The sequence below is a fragment of the Actinophytocola sp. genome (assembly GCF_050699915.1).
GTDB lineage: Bacteria > Actinomycetota > Actinomycetes > Mycobacteriales > Pseudonocardiaceae > Actinophytocola.
The window spans coordinates 18775-31240 of record NZ_JBOHGA010000013.1; the positions used below are offsets into that span (position 1 = coordinate 18775).

At 71.5% G+C, this 12466-nt stretch carries 10 protein-coding genes; 4 read left to right on the top strand and 6 right to left on the bottom strand.

The window, feature by feature from the left end:
- Nucleotides 1-42 precede the first annotated feature (42 nt).
- Together ACRDSK_RS04185 and ACRDSK_RS04190 are read left to right on the top strand one after the other, a co-directional pair.
- Entirely contained in the window at nucleotides 43-537 is a 495-nt protein-coding gene (locus tag ACRDSK_RS04185) for a hypothetical protein (protein WP_431438544.1), read from the top strand.
- Nucleotides 534-1043 (top strand): YceI family protein, encoded by a 510-nt coding sequence (locus tag ACRDSK_RS04190; protein WP_431438545.1) that lies wholly within the window; start codon nucleotides 534-536, stop codon nucleotides 1041-1043. The genes ACRDSK_RS04185 and ACRDSK_RS04190 overlap by 4 nt, the downstream gene beginning before the upstream one ends.
- Here the strand turns inward: ACRDSK_RS04190 and ACRDSK_RS04195 are convergent.
- The 5 genes from ACRDSK_RS04195 to ACRDSK_RS04215 form a co-directional block, all read right to left on the bottom strand.
- Nucleotides 1031-2023: a DUF3068 domain-containing protein gene (locus ACRDSK_RS04195; protein WP_431438546.1), complete on the bottom strand. Its 993-nt coding sequence runs from the start codon at nucleotides 2021-2023 to the stop codon at nucleotides 1031-1033. The two genes, ACRDSK_RS04190 and ACRDSK_RS04195, sit on opposite strands and share 13 nt — an antisense overlap.
- A 103-nt stretch (nucleotides 2024-2126) precedes the next feature.
- Nucleotides 2127-3590 (bottom strand): ATP-binding protein, encoded by a 1464-nt coding sequence (locus ACRDSK_RS04200; protein WP_431438547.1) that lies wholly within the window; start codon nucleotides 3588-3590, stop codon nucleotides 2127-2129.
- Nucleotides 3587-5245 carry an FAD-dependent oxidoreductase gene (locus tag ACRDSK_RS04205; protein WP_431438548.1) on the bottom strand — a complete coding sequence of 553 codons (1659 nt, stop codon included), beginning with the start codon at nucleotides 5243-5245 and terminating at the stop codon, nucleotides 3587-3589. Before ACRDSK_RS04205 ends, ACRDSK_RS04200 begins: the two co-directional genes overlap by 4 nt.
- A 7-nt stretch (nucleotides 5246-5252) precedes the next feature.
- On the bottom strand, nucleotides 5253-5510 hold the full coding sequence (locus tag ACRDSK_RS04210) for a ubiquitin carboxyl-terminal hydrolase 14 (RefSeq protein WP_431438549.1): 258 nt from the start codon (nucleotides 5508-5510) through the stop codon (nucleotides 5253-5255).
- A 43-nt stretch (nucleotides 5511-5553) separates the two neighbouring features.
- Entirely contained in the window at nucleotides 5554-7818 is a 2265-nt protein-coding gene (locus tag ACRDSK_RS04215; RefSeq protein WP_431438550.1) for a DUF6351 family protein, read from the bottom strand.
- Between the two features lie 196 nt (nucleotides 7819-8014).
- Here ACRDSK_RS04215 and ACRDSK_RS04220 point away from each other — a divergent pair, with 196 nt between their 5' ends.
- Entirely contained in the window at nucleotides 8015-9769 is a 1755-nt protein-coding gene (locus ACRDSK_RS04220; RefSeq protein WP_431438551.1) for a hypothetical protein, read from the top strand.
- Between the two features lie 4 nt (nucleotides 9770-9773).
- Here the strand turns inward: ACRDSK_RS04220 and ACRDSK_RS04225 are convergent, their stop codons facing one another.
- Nucleotides 9774-10790: an NADP-dependent oxidoreductase gene (locus ACRDSK_RS04225; RefSeq protein ID WP_431438552.1), complete on the bottom strand. Its 1017-nt coding sequence runs from the start codon at nucleotides 10788-10790 to the stop codon at nucleotides 9774-9776.
- Between the two features lie 144 nt (nucleotides 10791-10934).
- Between ACRDSK_RS04225 and ACRDSK_RS04230 the strand changes: the two genes are divergently transcribed.
- Nucleotides 10935-12386 (top strand): FAD-binding protein, encoded by a 1452-nt coding sequence (locus ACRDSK_RS04230; protein WP_431438553.1) that lies wholly within the window; start codon nucleotides 10935-10937, stop codon nucleotides 12384-12386.
- The last annotated feature ends 80 nt before the right edge of the window (nucleotides 12387-12466 follow it).

Sequence of the window (12466 nt, forward strand, 5' to 3'; positions counted from 1 at the left end):
GAGCCACCGAACGACATGGAGGTGAGCGCGATGTACGCGCGAATGGGAAGAACCGAAGACGGCACCGACAACGCGGCCGAGCTGTTCACGTTGCACCGGCTGGCGGGGTCCGACGAGATCGTGCTGAGCCTGTGGGAGACCGTCGAGCAGGCCGCCGCGGACCCGACCGCGGAGTGGTACCTCCTCGTCTCCGACCGGTCCGGCGGTTCCCGGGGCGAGGAGCCGAAGGTCGCCGCGCTGATGACCTTCGACGGGCCGGTGAGCGAGCCGGTGCGCGCGGCCGCGGAGCGGGCGGGCAACGAGCGGATCGGGCCGCGCATGGCGACCCACGAGGGCTCCGTGCGGACCTTCGGCCTGTGGCAGCCGGAACGGCGTGTCCTGCGGGTGATCCTGCTCGCCACGTCGGTCGAGGCGCTCGAGGACGCCCAGCGGGTGGTCATGTCCATGGAGCTGCTGCCGGACGAGGACCCGGCCCTGCTGCCCGGCCCGGACCACGTCGACCTGTACCGCGTCTTCGCCACGGCGGCCGTGAAATGAGCGCGCCGGCCATCCTGGAGCTGCCGGTTCGCGGCGCCTACCGCGTCGCCCCCACGCGCAGCGAGGCCAGGTTCCGCGCGCGCGGGCTGTTCGGGCACACCGTGCGCGGGACGATCCCCATCCGCTCCGGCTCGGTGACCATCCGGGACGGGCGGGCGGAGGTGACCGCCGAGCTCGACCTGGCAGCCGTCGCCACCGGTAACCGCCGGCGCGACAAGGACCTGCGCTCGCCGCGGCTGCTCGACGTGGCGCGGTTCCCGTCGATCACCTACACGGGCACGTTCGCCCAGGAGCGTTCCTCCGTGCGCGGCACGCTGACCGTGCACGGCGAGAGCGTGTCGACCACGCTGGACGTCCGCGAGGTGCACCGGCACCCGGGCGGTGTCGACGTCGTCGCGACCACCCGGGTGGACCGCCGCGAGTTCGGGGTCACCGCCGCGCCGTGGGTGATCCAGTCCTACATCGACGTCGAGCTGGCCGTCGCCTTCGTCCCCTACGAGGACTGAGGCCGGCGGCGGCTGAGGATGATCAGCAGGAGGACGCCGGCGGCGAGGAACACGCCGCCGGCGATCCACAGCACCACCGGCCAGAAGGTGAGCAGCTCGAGGCGGCCGGCGTTGTCGGTGGCCTGCTTGACGTTGTTGGCGACGGTCTCGTCGTCGAGGTTCATCGTGCCCTCGTAGACCGTGGTGCCCTCCCCCGGACTCTGGCCGGGCACCAACAGTTCCTGCCGGCCCTCGTCCGATACCGAGATCAGCACGCCGGTCGCCGGCTCGACCCACATGGTCCGCCGGGCCTCGTAGTACCGGTCCACGGTCACCGAGTTGTCGTCCACGCCGACCAGCGAGCCCGGCACCTCCTGCGTCTCGACCTTCGAGGGCTCGGACTCGGCGACGAAGCGGTACACGTCGACACCCTCGAGGGTCTCCTCGCCCTCGAAGCGCGCCTCGATCGCCTGTTCCAGCGTGGTGTCGTAGTACTCGTAGGTCCGCTTCTCGGTGCCGAACGGGAACTTGAAGCTCAGTCCGGGCTGCTGGACGATGTACGCGTCAGCGGTGACGCGCTTGCCCTCTTCCTTCGAGATGTACTGGCCCTCGCACGGCGCCACCGCCTCGCCGGTGAACCGGTCCAGGCACAGCTCCCGCAGCGACGCGTCCACGAGGATCCCGCTCTCGTCGTCGACCGTCCGCCGCGCCTCGACCCACGCCGCGACGTCGCCGCCCTCGACGACCTCCGGCTGGGTGAGGTCGCCGCTGACGTAGGTCGTCGACGTGAGGCTCAGGCCGTGCCGGATCTGCGGCGTCGGCACGTCGTCGACCTCGTCGATCACCACCGACGTGACGCCGTCGCCCCGTGCCACCGAGACGTTGTCCACGTTCAGCGGGATCTTCGCCAGCCGCGGGTAGGCGTAGAACCGCAGCAGCAGCCCGAGCGCGATCGCGAACACCCCCAGCCCGATGAGGACGTAGCTGACGACACGACGCATGGCTCACCTGCTTCCGGACGGCATTATCCGGCAGTCCGCCGACAGACCGATGATCGTCTCGGCAGGTGGGGCGGGAATACCGCCGAACGCCGTAGCGGTGCCGTCACCCGTCGTGCGCGGATGTGGTCTCCTCCGTTGCGTCCAGCCTGTCGGGGGCGTGCAGTGGCAGGCGGACCTGGAAGCGGGTGTCGCCGGGCTCGGAGTACACCTGCAGGTCGCCGCCGTGCCGGTTGGTGATCACCCGCCACGAGACGTCCAGGCCGAGGCCGGTGCCGCGGCCGACACCCTTGGTGGTGAAGAACGGCTCGAACACCCGGCGGCGCAGCTCCTCCGGCACGCCGGGCCCGGTGTCGACCACCTCGACGAGCGCGCTGTCGCCGTCGCGGCCGGTGCGGATCGTCAGCGTGCCCACGTCTCCCATCGCGTCCAGCGCGTTGTCGATGAGGTTCGTCCACACCTGGTTGAGCTCGGCCGGGTAGGCCGGCACCCGCGGCAGCGTCCGGTCGAAGTCCTTCACCACCCGCACGCCGGGCGGGATCTTGCCGGCCATCATGATCAGCGTGGCCTTCAGCCCCTCGTGCAGGTCGGTCTCCTGGTGCGGGGAGCGGTCCAGCTGCGAGTACATCTTGGCGGCGTTCACCAGCTTGGAGATCCGCGTGGTGCTGTCCTTGATCTCCGACAGCAGGTTCTCGGTCTCGACCGTGTACGCGAGCCAGCGCAGCGCCGGCTCGAAGAACCCGGGCTCGACCGCCTCCGCGATGTCGTCGAGGTCGCCGGTCGTGAGGCCGGCCCCCACGAACACCGGTGCGAGGTCCCAGCCGCCGGGCACCTCGCGCTCGTCGAGCCACTCCCCCAGCTCGTCCTCGAGGTCGGACTCCTGCATGGGCGTGAGCGGCTCCGCGGTGGCGATCCGGCCGACGAACTTCTCCTGCAGGATCGTCAGCTCGTGCAGCTGCTCGCCGTCGAACCGGCCGTCGGCCAGCATGGCCAGCTTGTGCCGCATGCCGGCGAAGCGCTCACGCAGCGTCTCCGACGCCCGGACCGCGGCGGCCGCCGGGTTGTTGAGCTCGTGGGTGAGTCCCGCGGTCAGCTTGCCGAGTGCCAGCAGCCGCTCCCGCTGGGCGATCAGCTCCTGGGTGTTGCGGAAGCCGACGAACATGCCGTCCAGCAGGTGCACCGCCATCGAGAACCACTGGCGGAACTTCGCGGCGAACTCGGCCACCGGCAGCGCGAGGAACTCGCAGTCGGTGACAGCGCGGACGGTCGCCGGATACTGCTGGTCGACCTGGTCGCCGAGGTAGAACTGGATGGCCCCGGAGTAGACGCCGCGCTGGTCGGTCCGCGTGGTCTCGACCTCGTCGCCGCGCACCGTCCGCACCATGCTCAACGTCCCGGACAGCAGCACGAAGAAGTACTCCGCCGGCTCGCCCTCGACCGACACGGCCGCCCCGCTCGGATAGGCGACCAGCTCGCCGGTGTCGGCGATCCAGTCCAGCTGCGCGTCGGTGAGGTCGGCGAACAGGAACAGCTCGCGCAGCTGTGCGCGCGTCAGGTGGTTGGTGCTCAACGCTCCTCCAGGTACCGATGCACGAGCGTCACGGCCATCGCGCCCTCGCCGACCGCGGAGGCCACCCGCTTCACCGACTGGGCGCGGACGTCGCCGGCCACGAACACGCCCGGCACGCTCGACTCGAGGTAGTACGGGTCGCGGCCGAGCACCCACCCGGGTGGGCGGCGACCGCCGTCGACGAGCAGGTCCGGCCCGGTCCACACGAACCCGCGCTCGTCCCGCTCGACCACACCGTCGAGCCACTCGGTCTTGGGCAGCGCGCCGATGAAGATGAACAGGTGGCTCGTGTCCACCTTCTCCGACGTGCCGTCGGACTGGTCCAGCCGCAGCCCTTCCAGGTGATCGTCGCCGTGCGCCTCGCCGACCGTCGTGCGCGTGCGGACATGGATGTTGTCGATGGTCTCGAGCTGCTGGATCAGGTAGTGCGACATGGACGACCGCAGCGACTCGCCGCGCACCACCAGCGTCACCGACCGCGCGTGCCTGGAGAAGAACACCGCCGCCTGGCCCGCCGAGTTCGCGCCGCCGACGATGTAGACGTCCCGGTTCGCGCACTCGGGCGCCTCGGTCATCGCCGACCCGTAGTACACGCCCCGCCCGGTCAGCTCGGCGCACCCGGTCGCGGCCAGGCTCCGGTACGACACGCCGGTCGCGAGGATCACCGCGTGCGCGGCGATGGTGCTGCCGTCGCCGAACCGCACCGCCCGCGCCGAGCCCTGCACCTCCAGCGCCGTCACGTCGCGTGCGGTGAGCATCTCGGCGCCGAACTTGATCGCCTGCCGCCGGGCCCGGTCGGTGAGCTGTGCGCCGGACACGCCGTCCGGGAAGCCGAGGTAGTTCTCGATGCGGGAGCTCTGCCCGGCCTGCCCGCCCGCGGCCTGCCGTTCGACGAGCAGCGTGCGCAGCCCCTCGGAGGCGCCGTACACCGCGGAGCCGAGTCCGGCCGGGCCGCCGCCGACGACGATCAGGTCGTAGAAGTCGGTGGCCGGGTCGACGGTGAGGCCGACCGCCGCCGCGATCTCCGCGTCCGTCGGTGCGAGCAGCGTGCGGCCGTCCGTGGTGATCACCACCGGTATCTCCGTCGGGTCCGCGGCGGCCGCGTCGAGCAGTCGCCGGCCCTCGGGCTCGTCGATGCTGTAGTACCGGTACGGCACGGCGTTGCGGGCGAGGAAGTCCCGTGCCTGGTACGTCGGCGCGGACCAGCGGTGGCCGACGATCTTGATCTCCTCGACCGCGGAGTCTGCGGAGCCGCGCCACATCTCGATCAGCGCGTCGACGACCGGGTAGAGCTTCTCCTCCGGCGGGTCCCATGGCTTGAGCAGGTAGTGGTCGACGTCGACCAGGTTGATCGCCTGGATCGCGGCGTCGGTGTCCGCGTAGGCGGTGAGCAGCGCGCGGCGCGCACGCGGGAACAGGTCCATGGCCTGCTCGAGGAACTCGATGCCGTTCATCTCCGGCATGCGGTAGTCGGCGAGCATCGCGGCCACCGGGTCGCCGCGCAGCTTGAGCTCCTTCAGCGCGTCGAGCGCCTCCTTGCCGGAGGACGCCCGCACCACGCGGTGCGCCTCGCCGTAGCGGCGGCGCAGGTCCCGGGCCACGGCGCGGGACACCCCGGGATCGTCGTCGACGGTGAGCAGGACCGGCTTGCCCATCACCACCTCACACCGCGGCCTGGTCGACGAAGCACCAGCGCCAGTCCTCGCCCGGCTCGAACGACCGCATCACCGGGTGCCGGGACTGCTCGTAGTGCGCGGTCGCATGCCGGTTCGGCGAGGAGTCACAGCAGCCGACGTGCCCGCACGTCAGGCACTCACGCAGGTGCACCCAGTGCCCGCCCGTCGCGAGGCAGTCCGTGCACCCTTCGGTCGAGCTCGCTGTCACGTCCTGGATCTGGTCGACGTGCGTACATCCATCCATGCCCCAATCTTGCACCTGAAACGCGCGAGACGGGGGCGCCGACTCAGCCGCGCGGCCGGCCGACGTCCGGCCGGCGGTAGTCGCACACGCCGGTCGGGAAGATCAGCTCCAGCCGGGTCCGCTCCGCGGCGGTCGGGCGCCACGAGCCGTAGACGCCGCGGGCGAGCGCCGTGCGGACCGGCTGCAGCGCGCACTTGTAGTGCTGCTCGTCGAACGGTCCACCCGCGACCGTGCGGGACGTCCCGCCGATGGCGAAGCGCTGCGTGCACGGGCCGGCCGGGCCGCGGTCGAGGATGCCGCGCCACGCGTCGCGGCCGCGGTGGATCAGCGTGCCGTCCGTCGCGAAGCAGCTGTCCACCGCCTCCGCGGGCTTGTTGCCCGCCACGCCGCGCGCCGGGTGGGCACGCAGGTTCGCCACCCACTGGTCCATCACCGCGAGCGCCATCGGCGTCTGGTCGAACGCCCGGGCCGGCCGCGCGTCGGTGAACCACACGACCTGGTTCGAGGCGTTGCCCTGGCGTTCGACGATCCGCTGCCGGGCGGCGAACGACTGCCGGGCGTTGTGCATGTCCAGCTCGGCGTCGAGGTAGTGGCGCCAGTCGATGACCGGGATGTCGATGCGGCCGTCGAACACAAGCCCGGACCGGTACGCCGCCCGCATCGCCTCGACGCTGCCCTCGGTGCGCGGGGCCACGCCGTCGGCACCCGGCGGGCTGATGTTCCGCGCGCTCCACACGTCGATGTCGCCGGGGCAGGCCGCCTGGATGAACGGGCAGCCCTCCTGCACCGCCTGGCTCGGGTCCTTCCAGCCGCCGACCGTGGCGTTGAGGTCGAGGAACTCCGCGGGCGGGAGGTTCCCGTCGACGAGCGCCTCGAGTCCGTACTGGACACCCACGTTGTCCCAGGTGGACCGGGCGAACCCGGTCACCGGGTCGCGGCCGTACACGTTCACCGCGTCGTTCCAGTGCGTCCACTCCACCCGCGCCTGCTCCTCGGGCGTGATGCCCGGCGCGGTGCCGAACTTCGGGTTGAGCGCCAGCGGCGAGAGCCCGCGCCAGCCGTTGACGCACTCGGTCGAGCCGGGCGTCGCGAGCCACGGCGTCAGCGGCTGGTACTGGTTCGCCGCGGTGTCCGACGACGCGAGCCCCTCCAGCTGCGAGCGGTTGGACCACTGGCGCCACTTCGAGGTCGGGTCGGCGCGCACCTTCAGGTCCATCCAGCGCTCGAGCAGCTCGCAGTCGCCGACGTGGATCGTCTGCGTGACCATGTCGGGATAGGAGTACTGCGGGACCGCGGCGTCCAGCAGGCCCTCGTGGTTCTGCCCGTAGACGTACTGCTGGATGCCGCCGCCGGAGCCGCCCAGGCCGACCGTGTACCGCGGGTCGCCGTACTCGGTCACGAATCGGGACTTGACCATGAGCGCGGTCTCGCCGCCCAGCACGAGGTTGTAGTGCGTGTTCGTCTTCGTGCCGGTCGACCAGGCGATCGCGTAGCCCTGCCCGAGGCCGTAGGCGTAGCGGGACTCGTTCTGGTTGTTCGAGCCCTGGTAGTGGCCGACCGCCACGCCGCCGCCGAAGTAGTAGATCAGCTTGCGGTTCCAGTTCGGCAGGTTCGCCGGCCCGCTCGCGGTCGGGTCGAGCACCGCGATCGTGTAGACGAAGCGGTTGATCGTGCCGCGTTCCCAGCGGATCACGAAGTCGACCGTGTCGCCCTCGCTCGTGGTGGTCGTCGTCATGTCGGGCGGGCGGGGCGCGGCCGGGTCGTACGGCTTCCAGGTGTTGTCGGCGGCCCGGTAGTAGTGGCCGACCCGGGTCTCGAGCGAGCAGTCGTCGTCGAGGAACGGCTCGGCGAGGTCGAAGCCGGCGAGGTGCTGTGGAGTGGAGCAGAAGAAGTCCGGCTGCCGCGGGCCGGAGAACATCGGCCCGGTGACCGGGTGGTTGACCAGCCGCAGGGTGGCCCGGTCGCGGCCGGGCACCCGCGCCCGCACGGTGCTCTCGCCGAGCGGCAGCCCGGTCAGCACGCCTTCGAGCGCGTGCGGAGCCTGGTCGTCGGGGACGAACGAGGAGCTGACGTCCTCGCCGTTCACGGCCACGGTCGCCGCGTCCAGCGGTACCGACCGCGGCACGACCACCCGTACCCGGGCCGACCCGCCACTGACGTAGCGCGCGGGTCCGGACAGCATCTCCAGCCGGAGCTTGTCATGCCCGCCGTTCCCGCTGGGCGGTGCCGCCGCGGCGACGGATCCGGCCAGTGAGCCGGCCACCAGGCCGGCGACGACCATCGCGGTAATGGTGATCCGACGCTTCATCGCGCCCTCCCGGACTCGCGCCACCCCAGCTGCGAGTGCCCGGCGACGTGCCCGGGTCACCGCCCCGGAAAACGCTAGGCCCGGCACGCGGCCACCGTCAACGCGGCCGTTCGGCGCATTCTCGACGACTGGCGCGGCCGTGCCCCACCCATGAGGTGCCTCTCGGGCCTGCTCGCGGGCTCCCTAGCATGACCGCGTGAGTACGACGTTGACGCAGGACACGCCTTCGGACTCGACGCCGGAGACGACCGCCACCGACACGCCGGAGCCGGCCGCCCGCCGGTTCCTCTCGAGCCGGTGGCTGCCCCGCCTCGTCGCGCTGCTCGCGGTGGTGCCGGTGCTCACGACGCTGCGGGACGTCGCCAACTCCGGCCGCCTGCAGCACCTGGACTACCTGTTCCAGCTGACCCGCATCACCAACCCGGACGGCTCGTTCCGGGCCTTCGACCTGCGGAACTACCTGTCGAACGAGCACATCCTCGGGCTGCCGTCGGTGCTGTACTGGATCAACATCAAGCTGTTCGAGGGCGACAACCGCACGCTCGGCGTGTTCGTCGTGGCCGTGGCGGTGGCCACGATCGTCGCGCTCGGCCTCGCGCTGCCGCGGACGCTGCCGCCGCTGGTGCGGGCCGGCCTCGTGGTGGCCGCCTCGGCGCTGATGTTCAGCCCGCACGGGCTGTGGAACTACACGCGGGCGATGAGCGGCACGGCGTGGCTCACCGCGAACCTGATCGTGGTCGTGGCGTTCGTGCTGGCGCTGCGCGGCAAGTGGTGGCCGGCGTGGGTGCTCGCGCTGGTGGGGAGCTTCTCCTACGCAACGGCGTTCGCGGCGTGGCCGGTGCTGGCGGCGATCGCGATCGCCCGGCGGGAGCCGTTGTGGAAGCGGCTGTTGCCGCTGGTCGTCGGCGGTTCGGTGGTCTTGCTGTGGATGACCTACCGGCCGTCCGCGCCGCTGGCCGGGAAGCCGACGAGTGACCCGGCCGGGATGCTGTACTACTTCCTCGCCATCGTCGGCAAGCTGTGGTCGGTCGACAGCGGCGCGGTGGCGGCGATCGCCGGCGTGGTCGTGCTCGGTGTCTACCTCGTGCTCGCGTCGAGCCCGGTCGCCCGGGACAGGTCGATGTGGTTCTGGTGGGCGCTCGCCGCCCACGGGCTGCTCGGCGCCGGGATGATCACCGCCGCTCGGGTCGACTACGGCGGCGAGATCGGCATGGACACGTCCCGGTACACGTCGGTGTCGGTGCTGCTGGCGCTCCCCGCGCTGGTGATGCTGGCGGTCGTGGTGCACCGGCGCCTGCCCGCGCGCGCCTACCAGCTCGCGGGCGCGATCGTCATGGTCGGGATGCTGGGCTTCGCACTCGGCGGGACCGCCGGCAAGGAGGAGCGGGCGAAGAACGAGGAGCACTTCGTCGAGGCGGTCGCCATCCGTGCCGGGTACAGCGACGCGTACCGCCGCTACCCGGCCGCGCGCGACCTGGTGCCGCGGCTTCGGTCGATGGGCCACTACCCGTTCACCGACGACTTCACCCTCGGCTGCGGCGGACCCGAGCTGGGCTCGAAGCTCGACGTCGACGCGATGACGGCCCTGCCGCCGGCGGACGGCAACAAGGTGCCGGACCACCCGGCGGGCGCCGTGGAGTGGACCGAGCCGGCCGACCCGGACCCGTTCTTCGACGGCAGGCGAGTCCCGATCTTTCACGGCTGGGCCGCGGACAACACCGACCCGGTCCGCTGCGTGGTGATCGTCGACCGCGAGGGCACGGTGGTCGGCGGCGGCGTGAGCGGCCAGCAACGCCCGGACATCGCGTTCCGCTACGCGGGCATCATCCCGAACTCGGGCTTCGCGGTGATCGGCCCCATCGACGAGGAGAGTCGGATCGTCGTGATCCACGAGAGCGAAACGATGCGGTGGCTCCCGGCCCAGATCCCCACGGAGGCCAGGCCGGGCTGACGGCTCAGAGGCGGTCCGGGCCTACGCGGACGATGCGCTTGCCCACGTTCTCGCCTGCCAGCAGCCCCATCAGGGCGCGCGGGGCGTTGTCCAGGCCCTCGACCACGTCGAGCAGCTCGATCAGCGAGCCGTTGCGGACCCACTCCGCCAGGCTGGCCAGGCCCTCCGCGTAGCGCTTGGCGTAGTCGAACACCAGGAAGCCCTCCATGCGCAGCCGCTTGGTCACCACCAGGCCGGGCACGCCGTCCGGCCCCGCCGCCGGAGCGGCGGTGTCGTACTGGGACACCACGCCGCAGCAGACGATCCGGCCGTGGGTGTTCATCCGGCGCAGCGCGGCATCCAGCACCGGGCCGCCGACGTTGTCGAAGTACACGTCGACCCCGTTCGGGCACGCCTCTCGCAGATCGTCGGCGAAGGTGGGGCTGCGGTGGTCGATCGCGGCGTCGAAGCCGAGCCGTGACGTGAGCACCTCGTTCTTCGCCGCCGAGCCGGTCACACCGACCACCCGGCAGCCGTGGATGCGTGCGAGCTGCCCGACGACACTTCCCGTCGCGCCGGCCGCCGCGGACACCAGGACCGTCTCCCCCGCCGCCGGTCGCCCGACGTCGAACAGTCCGAAGTAGGCGGTCAGTCCGGTCATCCCGAACACGCCGAGGTGATGGGTCAGGTCGCCGACGACCTCGACCGGCGCCACCCGCTTCGCCGGCAGTACCGCGTACTGCTGCCAGCCGCCGTCCGCGGTCACGTAGCCGCCGACCGGGATCCCGGCGCCGTTCTCCGCGACGACCTCCCCGAGGACCAACCCGGCCATCACGTCGCCGGGCCGCACCTGCTCGCGGTAGGTCCGCCCCTGCAGCCACGCACGGTTCGCCGGGTCGATCGACAGCAGCACCGAGCGGACCAGCACCTCGCCCGGCCCCGGCTCACCGGCCACCCCGTCCTCGGCGCGGAAGTGCGACTCGGACAGCTCCCCCTCAGGCGTCGCGGCCACCATGATCCGGCGGTTGGTCAGCTCGGCCATCGGTCATCACTCCTCGCTGTGGAACGGGCAGCACGAAGCTACCCGGTGGCTCGGAGGTGTGCGGCCGGGTGGACCTGTAGTACGCCGCGGTAGCTGGGTACGGTTTCTCCTGTTCGTAGGCTCAAACCACGCGAGGAGCAATCGATGGAAGCAAAACGCCGTGCCGTACTGATCGGCGGTCTTGCCGCGGCTGCGTCGGTAGTCGGCGCAGCCGGAGCCAGGGCATTTCCGCTGGGCGACGTTGCCGGACGGCACGGCAGCCCACCGTCTGGCCTGGACGGTGAGATCCGCTTCGACCAGGCGACACGCGACGCCGCCGCCGACGACTTCGGGCACATCGTGCACAGAACGCCCAGAGGCGTGCTGTTACCGGGGTCCGCCGACGACGTCGCGAAGACGATCCGCTGGACGAGAGCTGTCCGCGGGTCGTTCGCCCCGCAGGGCCAGAGCCACTCGCTGTGGGGCCGCTCGCAGACCCGCGACGGTCTCGTGGCGGACATGTCGACCCTGCGCACGATCCACAGCGTGCAGAGCGACCGGGTAGTCGTGGACGCCGGCGCCAAGTGGAGCGAGGTGCTGGCCGCGACCCTGCCGCAGGGCAAGACCCCGCCGGTGCTGACCGACTACCTCGAGCTCTCGGTCGGCGGCACGCTGGTCGTCGGCGGCGTGGGCGGCACGACCTCGCGCTACGGCCTGCAGAGCGACACGGTGCTCGAGATGGACGTAGTCACCGGCCGGGGCGACAAGGTCACCTGCTCGCCGAACCGGAACTCGGACCTGTTCAACGCGGTCCGGGCGGGCCTCGGCCAGGTCGCCGTGATCACCCGGGCGACGATCAAGCTCGTCGACGCGCCCACATCCGTGCGCCGGTACCAGCTCTCCTACCCCGACCTCGCGACGATGCTCCGCGACGCGCGGCTGGTCTCCGCCGACGACCGGTTCGACGTGGTGCAGGGCGCGGTCGCGCCGCTGCCCACCGGCGGGTTCGGCTTCCGGCTGGACGCGGTGAAGTACTTCACCACCACACCGCCGGACGACGCCGCCATGACCGCGGGGCTGTCGGACAACCAGGCCATGCGCCAAACCACCACGCTGGCCTACCTCGCCTATGTCAGCAGGCTCGCCGCGCTGGAGGCGGCGCTGCGGGCGAACGGCCAGTGGTTCTTCCCGCACCCGTGGCTGACGACGTTCATCGGCGACTCCCGGGTCGAGGCGGTCGTCGACGACGAGCTGTCCCGGATCAACCCGCCGGCGGACCTGGGTCAGTTCGGCCAGCTCGTGGTCTCCCCCATCAAGCGGAGCGCGATCAAGAGCCCACTTTTCCAGCTGCCGTCCGACGGTCTGTGCTACGCGTTCAACTTCCTCCGCATCCCCACCACCGACGACACGGCCAACGCCAACCGGCTCGTGGACGCCAACAAGGCGAGCTACGGCAGGATCCGGGCCGCCGGCGGCACGCTGTACCCGGTGAGCGCCATGCCGCTGGACCGCGGCGGCTGGCGCCAGCACTTCGGGTCCGACTACGGCCGGCTCGCGAGCGCCAAGCACCGGTACGACCCCAGTGAGGTCCTCACGCCGGGCTACGAGGTCTTCTAAGTCCACAGTGGACTCAACCCCCTCCGGGCGCGAAATTCGATCGCCAGCGCCGGTGTGGTCCGGCAGCATGGACGGACCGC